22 protein-coding genes are annotated in these 17,627 nt (G+C 36.2%); all 22 read left to right on the top strand.

Translation table 11 applies throughout. The features are described 5' to 3' along the window. Positions 1-191 precede the first annotated feature (191 nt). The 22 genes from ACTJJH_RS15735 to ACTJJH_RS15630 all read left to right on the top strand — a co-directional run bounded on the left by ACTJJH_RS15735 (position 192) and on the right by ACTJJH_RS15630 (position 17,596). Positions 192-890 (top strand): DUF4882 family protein, encoded by a 699-nt coding sequence (locus ACTJJH_RS15735; RefSeq protein WP_440601413.1) that lies wholly within the window; start codon positions 192-194, stop codon positions 888-890. A gap of 361 nt (positions 891-1,251) precedes the next feature. After that, a complete protein-coding gene (locus ACTJJH_RS15730) occupies positions 1,252-2,160 on the top strand; it encodes a DUF4882 family protein (protein WP_440601412.1) in 909 nt (302 codons plus the stop codon). An 81-nt stretch (positions 2,161-2,241) separates the two neighbouring features. Beyond that, positions 2,242-3,504 (top strand): hypothetical protein, encoded by a 1,263-nt coding sequence (locus tag ACTJJH_RS15725; RefSeq protein ID WP_440601411.1) that lies wholly within the window; start codon positions 2,242-2,244, stop codon positions 3,502-3,504. Positions 3,505-3,776: 272 nt separating this feature from the next. Beyond that, positions 3,777-3,974: a hypothetical protein gene (locus tag ACTJJH_RS15720; protein WP_004791071.1), complete on the top strand. Its 198-nt coding sequence runs from the start codon at positions 3,777-3,779 to the stop codon at positions 3,972-3,974. 137 nt (positions 3,975-4,111) lie between these two features. Beyond that, positions 4,112-4,720: a hypothetical protein gene (locus tag ACTJJH_RS15715; RefSeq protein ID WP_440601410.1), complete on the top strand. Its 609-nt coding sequence runs from the start codon at positions 4,112-4,114 to the stop codon at positions 4,718-4,720. 219 nt (positions 4,721-4,939) lie between these two features. Next, positions 4,940-5,293: a hypothetical protein gene (locus ACTJJH_RS15710; protein WP_057069684.1), complete on the top strand. Its 354-nt coding sequence runs from the start codon at positions 4,940-4,942 to the stop codon at positions 5,291-5,293. 8 nt (positions 5,294-5,301) lie between these two features. Next, complete coding sequence (locus tag ACTJJH_RS15705; RefSeq protein ID WP_440601409.1) at positions 5,302-5,493, top strand: hypothetical protein; 192 nt, start codon at positions 5,302-5,304, stop codon at positions 5,491-5,493. Positions 5,494-5,799: 306 nt separating this feature from the next. Then, positions 5,800-6,213, top strand: coding sequence for a hypothetical protein (locus tag ACTJJH_RS15700; protein ID WP_440601408.1), 414 nt, complete (start codon positions 5,800-5,802; stop codon positions 6,211-6,213). Between the two features lie 55 nt (positions 6,214-6,268). Beyond that, positions 6,269-6,916, top strand: coding sequence for a putative metallopeptidase (locus ACTJJH_RS15695; RefSeq protein WP_440601407.1), 648 nt, complete (start codon positions 6,269-6,271; stop codon positions 6,914-6,916). A gap of 46 nt (positions 6,917-6,962) precedes the next feature. Next, positions 6,963-7,514, top strand: coding sequence for a DUF2280 domain-containing protein (locus ACTJJH_RS15690; protein ID WP_287083609.1), 552 nt, complete (start codon positions 6,963-6,965; stop codon positions 7,512-7,514). Continuing rightward, positions 7,498-8,814: a phage terminase large subunit family protein gene (locus ACTJJH_RS15685; RefSeq protein ID WP_347750601.1), complete on the top strand. Its 1,317-nt coding sequence runs from the start codon at positions 7,498-7,500 to the stop codon at positions 8,812-8,814. The genes ACTJJH_RS15690 and ACTJJH_RS15685 overlap by 17 nt, the downstream gene beginning before the upstream one ends. Positions 8,815-8,853: 39 nt before the next feature. Beyond that, a complete protein-coding gene (locus ACTJJH_RS15680; protein ID WP_440601406.1) occupies positions 8,854-10,200 on the top strand; it encodes a DUF4055 domain-containing protein in 1,347 nt (448 codons plus the stop codon). Between the two features lie 9 nt (positions 10,201-10,209). Further along, complete coding sequence (locus tag ACTJJH_RS15675) at positions 10,210-11,310, top strand: minor capsid protein (protein ID WP_440601405.1); 1,101 nt, start codon at positions 10,210-10,212, stop codon at positions 11,308-11,310. A 52-nt stretch (positions 11,311-11,362) separates the two neighbouring features. Further along, positions 11,363-12,280 carry a hypothetical protein gene (locus ACTJJH_RS15670; protein ID WP_440601404.1) on the top strand — a complete coding sequence of 306 codons (918 nt, stop codon included), beginning with the start codon at positions 11,363-11,365 and terminating at the stop codon, positions 12,278-12,280. 111 nt (positions 12,281-12,391) lie between these two features. Then, positions 12,392-13,183 (top strand): hypothetical protein, encoded by a 792-nt coding sequence (locus tag ACTJJH_RS15665; protein WP_057069653.1) that lies wholly within the window; start codon positions 12,392-12,394, stop codon positions 13,181-13,183. A 13-nt stretch (positions 13,184-13,196) separates the two neighbouring features. Then, entirely contained in the window at positions 13,197-14,147 is a 951-nt protein-coding gene (locus ACTJJH_RS15660) for a major capsid protein (RefSeq protein WP_057065992.1), read from the top strand. A gap of 42 nt (positions 14,148-14,189) precedes the next feature. After that, positions 14,190-14,516, top strand: coding sequence for a HeH/LEM domain-containing protein (locus ACTJJH_RS15655; protein WP_407323680.1), 327 nt, complete (start codon positions 14,190-14,192; stop codon positions 14,514-14,516). A 3-nt stretch (positions 14,517-14,519) separates the two neighbouring features. Beyond that, the gene (locus ACTJJH_RS15650; protein WP_440601403.1) at positions 14,520-14,900 is read left to right on the top strand and encodes a hypothetical protein; all 381 of its coding nucleotides are present in this window, start codon (positions 14,520-14,522) and stop codon (positions 14,898-14,900) included. Next, positions 14,900-15,268: a glutamate 5-kinase gene (locus ACTJJH_RS15645; protein WP_440601402.1), complete on the top strand. Its 369-nt coding sequence runs from the start codon at positions 14,900-14,902 to the stop codon at positions 15,266-15,268. Before ACTJJH_RS15650 ends, ACTJJH_RS15645 begins: the two co-directional genes overlap by 1 nt. Before the next feature lie 41 nt (positions 15,269-15,309). Continuing rightward, complete coding sequence (locus ACTJJH_RS15640) at positions 15,310-15,906, top strand: hypothetical protein (RefSeq protein ID WP_057069641.1); 597 nt, start codon at positions 15,310-15,312, stop codon at positions 15,904-15,906. 189 nt (positions 15,907-16,095) lie between these two features. Then, positions 16,096-16,449 carry a hypothetical protein gene (locus ACTJJH_RS15635; protein ID WP_081038649.1) on the top strand — a complete coding sequence of 118 codons (354 nt, stop codon included), beginning with the start codon at positions 16,096-16,098 and terminating at the stop codon, positions 16,447-16,449. Between the two features lie 310 nt (positions 16,450-16,759). After that, positions 16,760-17,596, top strand: a complete 837-nt coding sequence (locus tag ACTJJH_RS15630; RefSeq protein WP_440601401.1) for a DUF4882 family protein — start codon at positions 16,760-16,762, stop codon at positions 17,594-17,596. Positions 17,597-17,627: the final 31 nt, after the last annotated feature.

Below are 17,627 nucleotides of genomic sequence, written 5' to 3'. Positions count from 1 at the left end.
ATCTTCATAAATAGTTCGTGAGCAGTATATCGAAAAGTAATCAATATGCGAATTCTGGAATTTATAAATATCAAAAAATTAAAATTTGATAGTGCAGTGCCTTTTATCGTAATTTTTTTTTATATAAATCTTATGATAATTATTAGGTTTAAAAATTTAATAAAACTAAACTTAATCTAAAGGTACTAAAAATGAAAAAAGAGATAATTTTAGCACTGTCTTGCTTACTTCCTTTTCCTGTTTTAGCTGATTGTAATGTTGGAGCTATGACATTAACAGGAGCTTCTAATAGTGGGCAATGGTCCAGTTTGGTTACACTCACAGGGCAGAAGTTAACTTCTTATACTCAAGCTAACAACTCTTTGGAGAGTCAAGCAGTAACTAATAGTCCAACTAATTTACCTGCATCAAATATCATTGCTTTCGAATATAGATCTGTAACACCTATAAATTTAATAGGCAACGAACAGACCGCAGGATGGCTTCTTCATAGCTCTAGCACGAATGGCACAGTTACTAGTGGAGCATTATTTACTCCGACATCGGATAGTACTGGTTTGAATCTCGTTTTAGTTGGGGTAGGCAACCCAACACCCAAATATCAATCCTTTGAAACTTTAAATAGTGGAAGTAATAGAATAGGTGTGTATATCAACAGACAATCCAAGCAGATTGGATATATTCTTAATGGGGTAAATAAAGGATATAAGTGGACCTTTACTGATCCAATCAACAATATTAGTTTCGTTCTGATAAATGGATTTTCAGGTTTCATAAATAGCTCTTCGAACCTTGGAAAAGAAGTGACTATGGAATTAATAACGGATCATTCATTATTGCAATATACCTATCCAACAGGAGCTACAGATATATGTGGCAATTCTTTATAATAGCTATAGAAAACTTGGCGTTGATCAAAGAAGTGCTATTTTGCGTTATAGTGGTCGAAGTGTAAATGAAGATCGCACAAAATATTAAAAGCTCATCATTTGGTGAGCTTTTTTTGAATTCTAAAAAGAAAATTAGTATTTTCGAAATGCGAATATCCGTTTTACGACTCGCAATAAAGACTACACTGAAGTTTTTGTGTGTCCCGTTTTTTTTGATAAGTTGTTTTTTTATAGAAATTTTTATTAACTGGAAAAATCAAAGTTAAAATATTTATAAGAAAAAGCTAAAGAAATTTTTACTTCTTTAAGAAATAGAATAAATGTATATTAAATGTTCAAAAAATTAAAAATGGAAATCACGATGAAAAAAATAGTTTTAGGATTAACTTTGGGTCTGACGAGTATGGGTGCTTGGAGTATTTGTCCATATAATTTTGATGTTACCCAAGATCAGATTCTAAAAATTTCACCAGTCCCTCCCAGTCAGGCTGATGTTTTTCCTGTTATTAGTGGACAAAAAGTTAGTTTTAAATTAATTGAAACTACCAATCCCAGTAAAGGAAAAGGTTACCTTGCTACTAGTAAGGAGTTTGCTAATATTTGGATAGCTGCAATGGCACCAACTACTACAGCGAGCTTAACTAATACATATTCAAAATTATTAACCAAAAATAATTTAAAATTATCAGTTAAGAATAGTTTGCCTTCTTCTAATACTCGAACTGCAACTCAATCAAGCATAAATATCTATGGGGATAAAGCTATACCACAAACTGGTATTCTCGCATTTGAGTTTAGATTTAAACTGATTAATCAACTTACCACAGGCCAGATAGCTACCTTCCCAGTTCCAGTATCAGCTTTTGGCCAAACTCAAACTGGAGAAACTATTACTTTAGGGGCATTCTATGCTAACAACAGCTCCAATAATGTTTTGAGTTCTACAGTCGCAACAAATCTGGATATTCTGAATCCAGCTAATCCTATTTATAAAGAATTTATTACCCAGGAAGGCTATCAGCATATAGGTTTTTATATTAATCAGAATAGTCACCAGATTGGATTAATCATTAATGGTACGAATAAAGGTTACATTGCTACGCTTCCTTCGAAATTAAAAAATATTGGTTTTATTATTCCTTTTGAATATGGCTACATAGAGCCAGAATTCCTGAATAAGGAAATTTCAGCCGAATTAATTACTGAGCGGAGTAAGTTGCAGTTTTCATATCCATCAGGCACTACAGATATTTGTGGTGTAGGAGTCTAAGAAAAAACTAGGAACTATTAAAAAGCTCACTTAAATGTGGGCTTTTATCTGTCTATCTGTTCAATAATATATGCTGTATAAATGCAAAATCTTTTGCAGAGATTTAAATCCATGCCTATATTTACTTTAAATAATAATGAACTAAATGCAGTTGAGACCACCTCTTTTAAAGAAGAAGCTATTCTGGAAAGATTGCATCTTCAGCAGGCACTTAAGAAAAATATCGGAGTAATTGCTGAGGACTGTCTTGTTATTGCTGAAGAGTATGCTGAATGGGATGGTTCAAAGAGAAGAATTGATTTACTGGCAATCGATAAAAATGCAAATCTTGTAATCATAGAGCTGAAGCGTACTGACACAGGTGACCATATGGAGCTTCAGGCTCTCCGGTATGCATCAATGGTTTCTACAATGACTCTGGATATAGCGATAGATATCTATCGTCGATATAAAATAAATAATGGCTATCCATCTTTTGATCACGACAATGCACGTAAAGAAATTTCAAATTTTGTAGATGTTGATAATCTGGATGAAAGTAATTTTGCGGATGACGTGAGAATCATTCTGGTCTCATCAAACTTTTCAAAAGAACTAACCACCTCAGTGATCTGGCTTAATGAGCGTGATCTGGATATTACTTGTATAAGAATGCAGCCATATACTCACAATTCTCAGATTCTGGTTGATATTCAACAAATCATCCCTTTACCGGAAGCAAAGGATTATCAGATTAAGGCACAGAAAAAATCAGAAGAAAGACGAGAAGCTAAGCTTACGAATGCAAGGGATTACTCAAGCTTCATGTTCAATGGTAAAACTCTGAACAAGCGTTATCTTGCCCTTGAAATTATTAAAAGCCGGTTTAATGAAATTCAAAATAAGAATATCGAAGATCTTAGGGCAGAGTTTAATGAATATCCGAATCTGGATAGATTGCTGGTTAAACTTAACCAACTGGATGAGCAAAGATATGACCGTTATTTTATTGAGAAAGAACATCATCTACAGATGAGTAATGGAGACATATATGTTATTTCCAATCAGTGGGGCAAAGGTAATATTTATCAGTTGATAGAAATTGCAGCCAACTTTAACTATGAAATTATTAACACTTCAAAGGATCAGTTAAAACGTTCAGTTGAATATGGTGATTATTTGATAGAACAGTTAGAAGACACCACTATACTGGTTTATAAAAATGGCGAGAAAGTATCGGCTTACGGGGTTTTGCTAGAGCTGGCAACTAGCAAAGGTATCAGTCATTTAAATAGTAAAGGTGGTAAAAAGAACACAAGGCAACTTGGTAAAGACTTGATTGATCAATTAGACACTAACTCGTAGATCTATTAAATTTTACCTAATTAAAAAATAGATGCTTTAAATACAAAACTTGACCCTGTACAGGGTAAATGCTATTTTTGCGTTAGAGTGGTCGAAGTGTAAGTAATTTACTTAATATCACAAATGTGATTTATCGATTCTTGTTGAAATACGTTTGCAATTGCAATTTATTTTGATACCACGAATGTGGTTAATTTTAAAAGCTCATCATTAGATGGGCTTTTTTGTTGTCTATGTTATATTTATTTTAATAGATATAAGAGACTTAAGTCATGGATATGGAAGAATACTATTTAGAATTTCCAGATCAAAATCCTGAAAACTTTGATGAGAACGGTAATTTAAAGGAAGAAATAGCTATAGAAATAGCACTAGAGAGAGATTTTTTCTACCTTGAGAAACTGCAGAAGGTAAAAGACATTCGTGAAGAGCAGAAAGCTCTTTTACTAAAACATAAAGGTATTAAATAATCCTCAACAGAGCTCCTTTAAATTCATCATCTTTTAATTTTAAATTATTAATAAATTTGACTATTTCTTAGAGAATATATTTAACTTATAATTCAATTTATTAGCATAGCTTAGAAAATTAAAAAACAAGGTTAGATATGAAAATTAAAATGAAAATATTATTTTTACTCGTTGTATTTCTTTCTGGTTGTGCTCAGTTAAATATCAAACCAGGAAAAGTTCTATCGGAAAGTACCAATAAAGGAGTATTAGCTGTAGGACTCACTGCTGAAAATGATATTCCTAATTTTTATTGGAAACTCCGTAAAATAGGAACTAATCAGTCAAAGGATTTAACCTTTTACACTTTGTACGATCCATTAATTTGGAGTAATCCTCGCGGGCGTTTAGTAGTAATTGAATTAGATGAAGGTAATTATGAATTCTATGATTGGACTATTGTTCTTGGCCTAACTCCTAAATCCTACTTCTCTATTCCTTTTACCATAGAAAAAGGTAAGGTGACTTATCAAGGACGGCTACATCTTAAAGCTGATAAAAAATCAATGATTTATGCAATTAATGTATCTGATCATATATTAGAAGATAAAAAGATAATTAGTAATTATATTATTAATTTAGATGATAAAAATATTACCAAACAACTAGCAACTATTCATAAATGCAATGATTTTGAATGCGTAAAACCCAAAAAGCAGGACAATAGTTATTTCACATATCCAATTTTCATTCCTAGTACTCGATAATTTAAATAAAAACCCATCATCAAAGCTGTTTTTTTATTGGATTTAATTTATGAAAAATGAAGTTAGCTTTCATGTTCAATTTAGGCCAATGCTTTTTTATAAAGTAGTCTGTTACGGTTGAGCCTGTAAATATTATAAGAGTTCCATATAGCTGATATTTTAATATTGATTTGTATTTGTGGAGATAGATGAGTGAAACTAAAACTTATAGTAATTTTAATGTCAGTTGGAAGTCTATTGCATGCTGAAGAAAATGAATTAACGGTCTGTGAAAAGCTTAACAGTGCAGCATATCAAATCATGTTAGAAAGACAGTCTGGTATTAAGCCTCTTGATTTGCTTGAAAAGCTACTTATTCCATTAGATCAAGATAAGGAAAATTTAATACTGAATTACCATATCAATCACTTTTTTGGTCATGTAAGTGGTTTGGCTTATGAGACACCTCTATATACAACAGAAGATGAAAAACAAAAAGCAGCTACAGATTTTGGTTTGAGAATTGAAAGAATTTGTACAAAGGATAAGACGGCATTATTTGCTCCTCCGCGATTTCAGACTTTTGAGGAATAATTAGATTAATGCTAAATCAAAATGAACCGATTAATAATATAGAGCAATTAGAAGTCGAGGATGAGCAAAAGCAAGAAAACTCTGTGCTTAATTCTGTGAATCCTGATCCAGTCGATGTGACAGATTTGCTTGTAGAAATCGGGAAAGAAGTAGTCGATTTTGCGTCATCTATTCTAGACAATATTGATATAAATTTTTGATTTAAAACTTCCTCAAAAAGGGAGACTTTTTTATAGAATTTTGAAATATGAATTTGTAGTTGCGTATATGCGAATATCCATATATAGTTCATATCAAATACTGCGCTGAAAGTTTTTGTTTTTGTGACCCGTTTCTTTTAGAAGCGGGTTTTTTAATATTTACTTTTTAACTTGCTGAGAGTATTACGGCATAAAATGGCCCCGCTAAATATCGATTATTGGCGGGTCTCATCTTTTTTTTAACTATTTTTAATCTTTAGCGATATACTTTCTCAATAAAATTACCTTCTTAGAATGTTGATAAATATGAAAGTGCATTTAATAATAAGTTCTTTGCTATTGGGACTTATTTCATTTCAGGCATATCCAAAATCGAAATTAGAATTTTTAACAGAGGCCAATGTTCTATTTAATGCACGCGAAGAGGCTATCAATAGATTCCAAACACTAGGAATGCTTTCAGAAGAAAGACAACTTAACTTTAAAGAGCAGTTAGAACTTACAAATTCAGTTTGTGATCTGGCTAATGCAAATGAGCAGATTAAAAAATTCTATAATGATAATTTTGAACAATCTCAAGAATTAGCAAAAGAGCAAACCACTCGTGAACAAATGAATCTAGAATTTGATAAAGAAAATCAGTCTTATCTTGATATTGCTAAACAATTAACTGGTACTCCTTATGAGTGCGGTAAGCAGAATTATAAGAAGTTGCTGTGATAGTTTTACTATTTAAAAACCACCTTTGAGGTGGTTTTTTTATTGGACTTAATTTATGAAAAATGAAGTTGGCTTTCATGTTCCTGTTCGTCCAATCCCTCCAGAATGGCTTTTTGAAATGGATACACCAAACTTTGCACCAGCTCCAGAAATGTGGGAATGGATTAAACAGGTGTTTCTAGATCCAAAATCAAAATTATTTAATCCAGACCATTTGCACTTACGGTCCTTTAGATATCCCGATATTGCAGTGATGTGGGCTAGATCTGGTTTTAAAAAGCAAGGACGTCAGGTCATTGGTACTACTGAAAAAGTCATGATCAATGCTGGTGGCTGGAAGAAAGAACGACAAGAAGAACAATTTATACAGTGGTTTAACCATATTCCTGAATATCTCATTACTTTTGATGCTTCTTATTCACAGATTGCTAGTGATGTGAACTTTTGTGCCTTAGTTGAGCATGAGCTTTACCACATTGCACATAAGAAAGACGAGTGGGGAACACCTGCATATAACCGGGAAACAGGTATGCCTAAATTAGCTATACAAGGGCATGATGTTGAAGAGTTTACTGGCGTTGTACGTCGATATGGTGCAAGTGAGGATGTCAAAAGAATGGTTGAAGCAGCTAATACAAGACCTGAGATGTCGAGAGTTGATGTTCACTATGCATGTGGCACTTGTTACTTGAAGGTGGTTTAAATTTTTTTGCCATTCTTCTTAGATGTACTTAGATGGAATGGTTGAAATGGCACGTATTAATAAAAAGGTGAAATTATTCATCGTTAGAATGCTTGCCGAATTTGAAACACCCACTGAGGCAGCTAAAACGGTTAAAGAAATATTTAATGTAGATGTAACCCCGCAACAATGTGAAGCATACGATCCTACAAAGAAGATTGGAAAAGACTTAAGTCAGGAGTTTCGAGATTTATTCTTTACATGTCGCCGTAAAGCCAATGAAGAGCTAGAAGCCATACCACTTGCCAATAAAAGATATAGATTGCAACTCTTGCAGGGTCTAGTTGAAAAATATCCTGACAATCCAGTATTGATGCCTAAATGGATTGAACAAGCTGCAAAGGAAATGGGTGGGCTATATACCAACCGTCAAGTGATAACAGGGGGAAGTAGTAGTGAAGAAGGCCAAACCAAAGCTGAAGTAGAACTTGAGATCAAAAAGCTTGAACTTCAGAAGTTACAGCGTGAAGTAAATCCACCAGAACATAGACCACCTGATGAGGATTATAAACTTGTTTTGAATCCTGATGAGGAGATCCCTAATGAGCCAATTCTTTAATCCTCCTGAAGGTTCAGTTCAATTAACACCTAAACAAGCAAATATCTATTTATGGGGCTGGCAAAAAGAAGCCCGATTTCGCGATGCTGTTTGTGGCCGACGTTTCGGTAAGACCTTCCTAGCAAAAGCGGAAATGCGCAGGGCCGCAAGACTGGCGGCTAAATGGAATGTCTCTGTTGAGGATGAGATTTGGTATGCAGCACCTACATTTAAGCAAGCTAAACGGGTTTTCTGGAAGAGATTAAAGCAGGCAATTCCAGCATCATGGCGAGCTGGTAAGCCGAATGAGACTGAATGTTCAATCACACTAAGAAGTGGTCATGTCATCCGTGTTGTAGGTTTAGACAATTATGATGACCTTCGTGGATCTGGCCTATTTTTCTTAATTATTGATGAATGGGCGGATTGTAAATGGGCCGCATGGGAAGAAGTACTTCGCCCGATGCTTTCAACTTGTAAATATGTGGTAAATGGAGAACAACGTGTTGGTGGACATGTTTTAAGGATTGGTACTCCTAAAGGGTTCAACCATTGCTATGACACATTCATGGATGGTCAACCAGGGCATGAACCAGATTGTAAAAGCTTTTCTTATACATCCCTACAAGGGGGAAATATTCCTGAGTCCGAAATCATTGTTGCTAAGCGCAAGATGGATCCTAAGACATTTAGTCAGGAATATGAGGCAAGCTTTGAAAGTTACCAGGGCGTTATCTTTTATTGCTTTAATCGTTTACTAAGCGCATCAACAGAAACAGTTCAGCCAAATGATGTGCTTCATGTAGGGATGGACTTCAACGTAACCAAAATGGCTGCGGTTGTATATGTTCGCCGTGGTGAGCAGATGCATGCTGTTGATGAGTTCGTAAACCTTTTTGATACTCCAGCAATGATTGAAGCTATTCAGGAGCGTTACCCTAAACATGAAATAGCTGTATATCCGGATGCTTCAGGTGAGAATCGAAAGTCGAGCAATGCAAGTGAGACGGATCTAGCCTTACTTAGAAAAGCAGGATTCAAAGTCCATGTGAATAACAGAAACCCTGCTGTTAAAGATCGCATCAACTCTATGAATGGCATGCTCTGCAATACGTTATCTGAGCGTAGGCTCTTCGTGAACGTGACCAAATGCCCGCACTTTGCTAAATGCTTAGAGCGACAAATTTATGATGATTATGGACAACCTGATAAGAAATCAGGATTTGACCATATGAATGATGCTGGTACATATCCAATCGCGTATTTATTCCCGATTGATAAAAAATCAATTGGCATGCGTAGGATTCGCGGCATGTCTTAAACAACGCACCTTTATAGGTGCTTTTTTATTGGTGTTTTTATGGCAGTTACTGATAAACATCCGCAGTATATTGCTGCACAAAAAGTCTGGTTGGCTATGCGTGACGCCGTTTCTGGTGAAGAGCAAATTAAACAGGCACAAACCAAGTATCTTCCTAAATCTGCAGGGATGATTGAGGCTGAAAAGCAGGGAGATACGACTGGAGAGATTTATAAAGCCTATCTCAGTCGTGCTCAGTATCCACTTTGGGTTCAAGATTCACTACGCACGATGATTGGTTTAGTTTCAAAGCTTGAACCCCACATCGTAATTGAAAGCTCTCTTTTAAAGGGTTTGATAGAGAATGCAACCAATGATGGTTTTGGGCTTAAACAACTCTTTATCCGTATTTGCCTAGAGTTACTAGAGTATGGTCGCTGCGGCTTGCTTGTCGATGTAGATGCTAAAGGCGTACCTTACTTCGCGCTCTATGATGCGTTATCCATTATTAACTGGAAAGAAAACAGTATTGGTGGCCGTAAGGATCTGAAACTATTAGTGCTCGAGGAGCAATTTGATGATAGCGAAGATGAATTCGGGCACGATACAAAGACGGTCCACCGGGTTTTAGCTATGCAGGAAGGTGCTTTAACAGTCCGTTTGTTTGATGGATCTTCCGAAGAGGATAAAACACCAGATCTTGGTGGTAATAAGCTTTCATTTACACCATTCGTTTTCTGCGGTACCACTGATAATTCTCCACAAGTTGGTACGGTACCATTGCTTACCATGGCAAAAGCAGCACTTAAGTATTACCAGCTCAGCGCGGACTACTTTCAGTCTCTTCACCACACAGCTCATCCACAGCCTTGGATTAATGGTTTAGACGGGGAAGAAGATGATGATATTAGTGTTACAGGTGTTATGGCTGTCTGGAGCCTACCTAAGGAATCTCAATGCGGTTACTTAGAGATTTCTGGAAATGGTATCGAACTGACTAAGAGTGAAATGGATGCCCAAAAGAATGCAGCATTAGAAGCTGGTGCAAAGGTCATCGATACCAATACACAAGAATCAGGTGAAGCTCGCCGTGCACGTCAGGATGACCAGCATGCAAGTCTACATAGTATTGTGATGTGTGCGGCTCAGGCGATCGAACAGGCAATTAAATACGCTGCTCAGTGGTTAAAGCTGGATGCAACCAAATATACATTTACAGTAGAACCTGAGTTTATCGTTCAGCAGTATGACATCAATCTCGCAAAGCAGCTTTATGAAGGTGCTCTTGCAGGTAAGAACTCATTCCAAACGTATTGGGAATATATCGCCACAGGCAAGCTACCAGCTCATGATTTTAAGGAAGAGCTGAAGCGAGTTGAAAGTGAGCGGAATAGTATAACGCTTTAGAGGTGTTAAATGACTTCAAAAGATAAAACGCTGATTGAAGTACTTACACAACATCAGGCGTACTTATATCGGGCTTCTTCTCATTCAGTGAATGAGTTACTAAAGATCTTTAATGATGAATCAGCTGTAATGCTGGCAAAGCTTCGGGACTTACTGGATGAGTTAAATGATTCTGAAAAATTAGCGCTTGCTGGTGGCCAGTACACCACAACAAACCTAAAAGAGATTCGTGATTTAATCTCTCAGTGGTTTACGGCCATAAACACTTCTTTACCAGAAGCCTTCGCCGTATCTGCTACAGCATTGGCCGTATATGAAGCGAATTACACAGCTAAGCTATACGGTGGCAAGATCAGAAAACCAAATGGTGAAAAGCTTTATGCTGCAGCCAAAAAAGTACCTTTGGTTGGCGGAGCATTGGTTGATGATCTTCTTTCCAAGATTGCTGAAAGCGCCCGCCAAAAAGTTGAATATGCGATTCGCGATGGAATTGGCTCAGGTAAAACGAATCAGGAAATTGTTCAGCGTATTCGTGGTACTAAGCGTCTTAATTATGAGGATGGTCTATTAACTAGTTCTAAGTCTGATATTGATCGGACTGTTAGAACTTTACGTAGCCACGTGGCGAATCAAGCTTATCTGAATAGCTTCACCCAGATTGGCTTTGAATATGTAAGACTTGTTGCAACGCTGGATGGTAGAACCTCAAAACTTTGTGCTTCATTAGATGGTACTGTCTGGGAAATTAACGATCCTGCAAAGCGTGTACCGCCATTGCATCCAAATTGCCGAAGTATTCTGGTACCAGTTGAGAAAGACGGTCGATTAGTTGGTGAACGCCCATTTGTTATGGATGAGCGAAGAGTTAAGGATATCCCTAAGGATGAACGTGATCACTTGATTGGCCAATTGGATGCGAACACCACATTCAAAGAGTTCTTTAAGAAAACAGATGATTTCTTTCAAAAAGAATGGCTCGGTCCAAAGCGTTATAAACTCTATAAAGAAGGGAAATTTGATTTTGAAAAGTTCTTTGATCCAGAAGGTAGGTTATATAATCTGGAAGAGTTAAAAATATTGGACAACAGGGCTTTAGAAGAATTGGGTTGATAAAAGATACTTGATATCATCGATATATTTTAAATAGGAGATATTTAATTAAATGAAAAGAAAAATTCTAAGATATATTTTTGGTGTTTTCGTTAGTGCGCTTTTTATAATACTTTTATTAGCTCTAGGTTGTGCTATAGAAAACAATGAAAAGTTTATTCCTGTAATTGTGGGGTTGATGAGCGTATTCTCTGGTTTGGGTGGTGTTTGGATAACAAACTATTTTAATAATAAAAATCAAAAAGAACGTTTTGAATTTGAATCTAATCAAAAAGAAACTGAAAGATCTTTTAACCTAAAAAAGGATATATATTTAAATGCAGTTGATGAGTTGATTAAAATTAACTCATTGATAGGTCAAGTTCCTAATTTAGAATTTGATTTAAAAAGAGCAAATGAACAATTTTTTCAATTTTGTTATGCAATTAATCGCCTACAATTGATTTCTAATGTATCCACAACAAAGCAAGCAATACAAGTTATGAAATTATGCTCTAAATTGTATTTCTTAATGCTTAAAGAGAGGAAGCATTTAATAGACTTAACTGCTGAATTGAATGCAATTAAACCGTATATTAAGGTTTATGAAAATGAAAGAAATAAGGCTCTTGCACTGATTAAAGAAAATGAATTTTCTAAAATTTTTGATCATGAATTAAACAAGAAATTATGGAATGAATACAATAATAATGAGAAAAGAAGAAGAGATTTAGAAGATGAACATTTAAAATTATTAGAAGAATCAAATTTGGAAGTACAGAAATTAAATGAAATTTTTATGAATCGAATTTCAGATGCGAGTGTTGAAATTAATAAATTAAATGTCCTAATTCGAAAGGATTTAAATGGGGGAGATATGATCAACGAATTTGAAGATGTTTTATCTAATAGTAGCTCTGATGCTATGAATTATATGAAAGAAATGGTGAGAGATTTTGAAGAAAATTATAAAAAAGACGATGGAGAGTAGAGAATCCCCATTTCTAATTTCCTAATTCCAATTGAAGGAATAAGCAGCCAAATGGCTGCTTTTTTATTGCCTTGAGATAAGGCTCAACTTAATCAAACGAGAGGTTTGAACATGTCACTACCATTTATTGTCGATTCACTGGACGACGTTAAAGAAGAACATCGTGGCCTATATGTCGAGGAAGACGGGAAGTTTCGCCTTGATCTGGATGGCTACGAAGATCCAAAAGGACTTAAAACTGCACTTCAAAGCGAGCGTGATGCCGCCAAGACAGCAAAGCAGGAACTCCAGAAGCTTCAAAAACAGTATGAAGGTATTGATCCTGAAACAGTCAAAAAACTGTTTGCCCAACTGGAGCAGGATGAAGATGCGAAATTAATTGCTGAAGGTAAGGTGAGTGAAGTCATCCAGAAGCGTACCGAGAAGATGCGTGAACAACATGACAAGTTGCTCAATGCCGAAAAAGAACGGGCCGATAAAGCAGAAGCTTATGCCAACAAGTTCAAGCAATCGGTTGTTCAGAGCCAGATTGTACAGGCTGCTCTTGAACTAGAGGCTTTGCCTGAAGCAACTGCAGATATCGCATTTCTTGCTCAATCCAAATTTGTACTCGACGAAAACGGTAAGGCCGTAGCAGTCGATACACAAGGTGAAGTGATCATTGGTAAAGACGGTAAGACGCCGTTATCACCAAAAGAATGGGTCGAAACCTTACGTGAGCAAAAGCCTTATTTCTGGCCTAAAGCAAATGGTACAGGTTCACCAGGTAGCTCCAATACAAAAGGACAGGTCGATATCACCAAGCCAGACGGTTCGGTGAACCTAACCAAACTTGCTCAATTACGAAATGAAAACCCGCAGCTAGCTAAAGAGCTGGCGGCAAAACACGGTATTAATCTTTAAGGAGTAAAGCCTAATGGCTGAGACAAAAATAGCTGATGTAATCGTACCCGAGTTATTCACTCAGTACGTTTTAAATAAAACTGCCAAGAAATCTGCTTTATGGCAGTCGGGAATTGTAGGGGAGCTGGATGTCGAAGTTGCATTCGGTACACAAGGCGGTTCCACCGTTAATATCCCATTCTGGAATGATTTGGACGGTGAGTCTGAAGTACTTTCAGATGCGACACCTTTAACCGTAAACAACATTGCAGCGGGTCAGGATATTGCCATTTTACATGCACGTGGTAAGGCATGGGGTGCCAATGATCTAGCGAAAGCATTATCTGGCGACGATCCCCTTGGTGCAGTTGGTGATCTGGTTGCTGATTACTGGGCACGTGAGTTTCAAGGCTTTACCGTGAATACACTTAAAGGTGTGTTCGGTTCTGCAAGTATGGCAAGCAATACACATGACATCTCTGCTGGTACTGGAGCCGCGGCAGTTATTGATGGTGTTTCATTTATCGATGCCTCATACAAGCTCGGGGATGCCGTCGATAAATTAACGGCTATTGCCATGCATTCTGCAACCATGGCTGCACTGGCTAAGCAGGGCTTGATTGAAACCGTACGTGATGCAGATGGTGTGGTTCTCTATAAAACCTTCATGGATCGCCGTGTGATTGTCGATGACGGTATGCCAGTTGATGGTGATGTATTCACATCATTCCTCTTTGGCCAAGGCGCTATCGGCTTTCAGGATATCGGTGCTCCTGTAGGGGTTGAGACGGATCGAGATAGTCTCGCAGGCTCGGACATTCTCATTAACCGCCGTCACTTTGTCTTGCATCCTCGTGGCATCAAGTGGGCTGGTGCAATGGGTGTTGCACCGAACAATGCAGGTCTTTCTACTGATACCAACTGGGAACGCGTTTACGATCCAAAGCAGATTCGTATTGTGGCGTTCAAGCACAAAGTTAAATAAAGACGGGCGGAATTATCCGCCTTTTCTTTTGGAGATAAATCAATGGGCCTATCCGCATTTAACCGCATGAGAGAACGTCAAATGACACAAGCAAAAGTAACTGAACTTGAAGAACAATTGGCAACGCTGAAAGGTGAGTTTATTGCCTTTCAGAATGATCCTGATGCAATGAAAGCACGTATTGCTGAGCTTGAATCTGGTGAAGATGGTCAGAATCCAGCAAGTGATCAAAAGCCAAGTGAAGTTCAACCAATTAACTATGCAGGCCTTAAAGTTGATGAGCTTCGTGCCGTCTTAACTGAAAAAGGTATTGCATTTGAATCAGGTGCTAAAAAAGACGAGCTTTTAGCATTAATTCCAAAGGAATAATCCATGAGCTTTATCACTGAACAAGAAGCGATAGAACATGTTGAAGGCTTTGATGCTTTATCTGCCAGTGATAAGGCTCAATACCTTCAGATGTCAGAGGCTTATCTATTAGCACGTAATGTCAAACCTTATGAAGATGCCACTCTGGTTCCTGAGCCACTGAAAACAGCCTCATATCAAATCATTAAGGGCATTATTAAAGGTGATTTATATCAAGGACAGGAACAGGCATTAAAGCGCAAGAAAGTAAAGGCTGATACGGTTGAGACCGAAAAGGAATATCAGGACGGATCCGTAAAGCTGAGTGCGATCGAGCAATTCATTCTGGATTTGATCAAGCCGTATAGCAAAAGAAAATCTGTATTTTTTATCAGGAAAATCTAATGGGCCTACGCGAAGAATTACAAGTAGACATTGCTGAAGCATTTAATGATGGTTTAGCGGATGCCGTTCATACTTTTACATGTGAGCGGAACTCTAAAACGAATTGGGATCCTAAAACTGAAACTTATGTTGAAGTTAAAGAAAACTATTCTGGCCGTGGCGTTCTGTTCGGTTCATATAGTCAATATGAGGTCCAAGCACTTGGAGTACTGGCCACCGATAAGAAAGCTACCATACTGCAAAATGAAGTGACTATGATTCCTAAAATTGATGATGAGTGGATAACTGCCTTAGGTTCATTTCGAATCATCCATATTCAGCAGGATCCTGCCTCTACTATTTGGAAATGCCAGTTGAGGAAAATATAGGAAAAATTCTATATTATTAGGCTCGAAATATAGGAATTTTTATGAATAAGAAATTTTTACTATGGAGCATAATTTTATTATCAGGTTGTTCATCTGTTAATAATCCAGTGAAGCAAGAATTAACTCCAACTACTATCTCAAATGCATATAAAGAAATTTCTGAAATCAAGGATTACAAATCTCGCTTATTTTTAAATTATACAAAAGAAATAAAAACAAAATACCCAGAGATGAAGACCTCAACTTATGGTCGTCCAATGTCTATAAGATTTAATCCAGTAAGTTCGGATTACTATTATGAGCATACAAATGATAAAAAATGGTTGAATTTTTACCTATCACAGAGTTTTGATGAAAAAATATGGAGAGATCTTTATGTATATTCAAAACATTCAGGAAATTATCAAGCCTCTAAAGAGGAAGCTATTAAATATTGTAAAGAAATTACCTCACTTATCTCTCCAAGCTTTAGCATTGTAATAGACAAATTAAGTCGTGATTTAGAAGTAAAAGATAAGAAAGGATCTGTACGAGCACTCAGTACTTTCAGTGGAAGATTTAATATCTTATTAAATGGGGAGGAGTTTGATGAAGGTGGGCCCTTTATATGCAATATTACTCAGTTTGAAGATAGTTAGGCTAGTGAAAAAAGACAGCTGAATTGACTGATTTTCTATTAATTAAATATCCCTTTATAAATTTAATGAAATTATATGGCTACAACTACCCATAGCACACTTTATATTTCTCGTCCAAGCAATTACGAGGGTGATGGAACTGACGATAAAGAAGAATTTATTGAGACATGTAATATTCATTTTAAAGATCTGTTTAAAGATCAAAAATCCATCTCTACACTTTCTGAAACTGAAAAAAAATACTTTGATAAATGTGTTTCAGCTTCAAATGATAAATATGCTGCTGAAGAGGTTATTTATGATCTTGGAGTTGGTTTTGCGATACTAATTGTTTTGCTGGGTATAGGCTGGGGATTCTATGAGGCGAAAAAATCTTTAAATACTCCAATGATACTTAATCCCAAGGAAAATCCTGAGAATGATGCCACTAGAGATTATATTTCTGATGGGATTATCATAGTCTTTATTTCCGTAATTATTGCTGCATTTATTTATCTAATTTTTAGTTTTGTTTCCGGAATATGGATATCGATTAAATATTAAAGTTTCGAGCAAGGCGGATAGGGAACCAAAATGTATTCGGACATTCAAATTGTAGTATTAATTTATAGTTATAAGTTCAAACCCACTTCGGTGGGTTTTTTAATGGACACAAGTGAGGAGTTTAGATGATAAGTACTGATTATGTCCCTTTATGGCACATTTCACTATTTTCAGCATGTGCAGTACACGCTGGCTAGAAGTTAAATAATAAAAAGTTTTTAAAGAAGTAAAAATTACCGCTTGTCAGTTTTTAATCAATCTTTTTATATGCTTGGCTATACTGTTTGCTCAAATAAAAAAGGAAGATTACATGAATAAAATTATTTTAGGTTTATTAATCAGTAGTGGACTTTCAGTAAATACTTATGCTGCCTGTACTTATAATTTTGATGCAACTCAGGCTCAAGTCGATGCAAAAAATGCTGCAGGTGGAAGACAGATAAAATTAATGTCTCCAATTAGTATTACTGAGCAAAAGGGGACAGCAACAATTACTTATGTGGGAAGTACACCTGTAGATCAGGTCGTGACTTCTAGCAAACTTATAAGCATAACTTCTAGTCAAACTCCTCTAGTAGATAAAGCCGTTGTGGGAACTAATATTGTTGCTACAGAATTTGTTTTTGATGCTTCAAATCTTAAAAATGTGGTGCTTGGCGACAGCTATGAAACTCAGCAAATGGCCTTTCAGATTTTGGGTGCTTCTAATTTAAAAAATGAAATAAGTATTGATCTAGGCTATGCATTAATAAATAAAGATTCAACACGTGCAGATGGAAGTTATGTCACCCTTATTGGAATTACTAGAACACGAGATTCTTCGGGTTCAGTAGTTGTTAAAGATATCGCTCAAAAATTAATACCTATTGCTTTGCCTTCAGACGGCAAAGTTAGAGTTGGGCTTTACTTTAATCAGGTTAGTAAACAAGTAGGGTATATCATCAATGGTACAAATTATGGATATCTTAATTTAATTGCTGAGAATGCCCTTAAAAATATTGGCTTTAATGGTGTGGGTATACAATCACCAAATCCTAATTCTAAATTTTTAGGTAAAACGGTTTCAGTACAGTTAATTACTAATAAAGCAAATATGCAGTTTACATATCCAACAGGTACCACCGATATTTGTGGAAATGCTAATTAAGAACTTTTTGAAAAAGAAAAAACCACTCTCA

Source organism: Acinetobacter sp. 22301, from assembly GCF_052045285.1.
Lineage (GTDB): Bacteria > Pseudomonadota > Gammaproteobacteria > Pseudomonadales > Moraxellaceae > Acinetobacter > Acinetobacter pittii.
Note: the sequence above shows the minus strand (reverse complement) of the source record. Positions and strands in the feature narration are given on the sequence as shown.

Coding starts and splice junctions, on each gene's coding strand:
- ACTJJH_RS15630 (WP_440601401.1), top strand. CDS start 16,760: ATGAATAAAATTATTTTAGGTTTATTAATCAGTAGTGGACTTTCAGTA.
- ACTJJH_RS15700 (WP_440601408.1), top strand. CDS start 5,800: ATGAAAGTGCATTTAATAATAAGTTCTTTGCTATTGGGACTTATTTCA.
- ACTJJH_RS15715 (WP_440601410.1), top strand. CDS start 4,112: ATGAAAATTAAAATGAAAATATTATTTTTACTCGTTGTATTTCTTTCT.
- ACTJJH_RS15670 (WP_440601404.1), top strand. CDS start 11,363: ATGAAAAGAAAAATTCTAAGATATATTTTTGGTGTTTTCGTTAGTGCG.
- ACTJJH_RS15650 (WP_440601403.1), top strand. CDS start 14,520: ATGAGCTTTATCACTGAACAAGAAGCGATAGAACATGTTGAAGGCTTT.
- ACTJJH_RS15690 (WP_287083609.1), top strand. CDS start 6,963: ATGGCACGTATTAATAAAAAGGTGAAATTATTCATCGTTAGAATGCTT.
- ACTJJH_RS15710 (WP_057069684.1), top strand. CDS start 4,940: ATGTCAGTTGGAAGTCTATTGCATGCTGAAGAAAATGAATTAACGGTC.
- ACTJJH_RS15655 (WP_407323680.1), top strand. CDS start 14,190: ATGGGCCTATCCGCATTTAACCGCATGAGAGAACGTCAAATGACACAA.
- ACTJJH_RS15725 (WP_440601411.1), top strand. CDS start 2,242: ATGCAAAATCTTTTGCAGAGATTTAAATCCATGCCTATATTTACTTTA.
- ACTJJH_RS15640 (WP_057069641.1), top strand. CDS start 15,310: ATGAATAAGAAATTTTTACTATGGAGCATAATTTTATTATCAGGTTGT.
- ACTJJH_RS15685 (WP_347750601.1), top strand. CDS start 7,498: ATGAGCCAATTCTTTAATCCTCCTGAAGGTTCAGTTCAATTAACACCT.
- ACTJJH_RS15705 (WP_440601409.1), top strand. CDS start 5,302: ATGCTAAATCAAAATGAACCGATTAATAATATAGAGCAATTAGAAGTC.
- ACTJJH_RS15680 (WP_440601406.1), top strand. CDS start 8,854: ATGGCAGTTACTGATAAACATCCGCAGTATATTGCTGCACAAAAAGTC.
- ACTJJH_RS15675 (WP_440601405.1), top strand. CDS start 10,210: ATGACTTCAAAAGATAAAACGCTGATTGAAGTACTTACACAACATCAG.
- ACTJJH_RS15660 (WP_057065992.1), top strand. CDS start 13,197: ATGGCTGAGACAAAAATAGCTGATGTAATCGTACCCGAGTTATTCACT.
- ACTJJH_RS15665 (WP_057069653.1), top strand. CDS start 12,392: ATGTCACTACCATTTATTGTCGATTCACTGGACGACGTTAAAGAAGAA.
- ACTJJH_RS15735 (WP_440601413.1), top strand. CDS start 192: ATGAAAAAAGAGATAATTTTAGCACTGTCTTGCTTACTTCCTTTTCCT.
- ACTJJH_RS15720 (WP_004791071.1), top strand. CDS start 3,777: ATGGATATGGAAGAATACTATTTAGAATTTCCAGATCAAAATCCTGAA.
- ACTJJH_RS15695 (WP_440601407.1), top strand. CDS start 6,269: ATGAAAAATGAAGTTGGCTTTCATGTTCCTGTTCGTCCAATCCCTCCA.
- ACTJJH_RS15730 (WP_440601412.1), top strand. CDS start 1,252: ATGAAAAAAATAGTTTTAGGATTAACTTTGGGTCTGACGAGTATGGGT.
- ACTJJH_RS15645 (WP_440601402.1), top strand. CDS start 14,900: ATGGGCCTACGCGAAGAATTACAAGTAGACATTGCTGAAGCATTTAAT.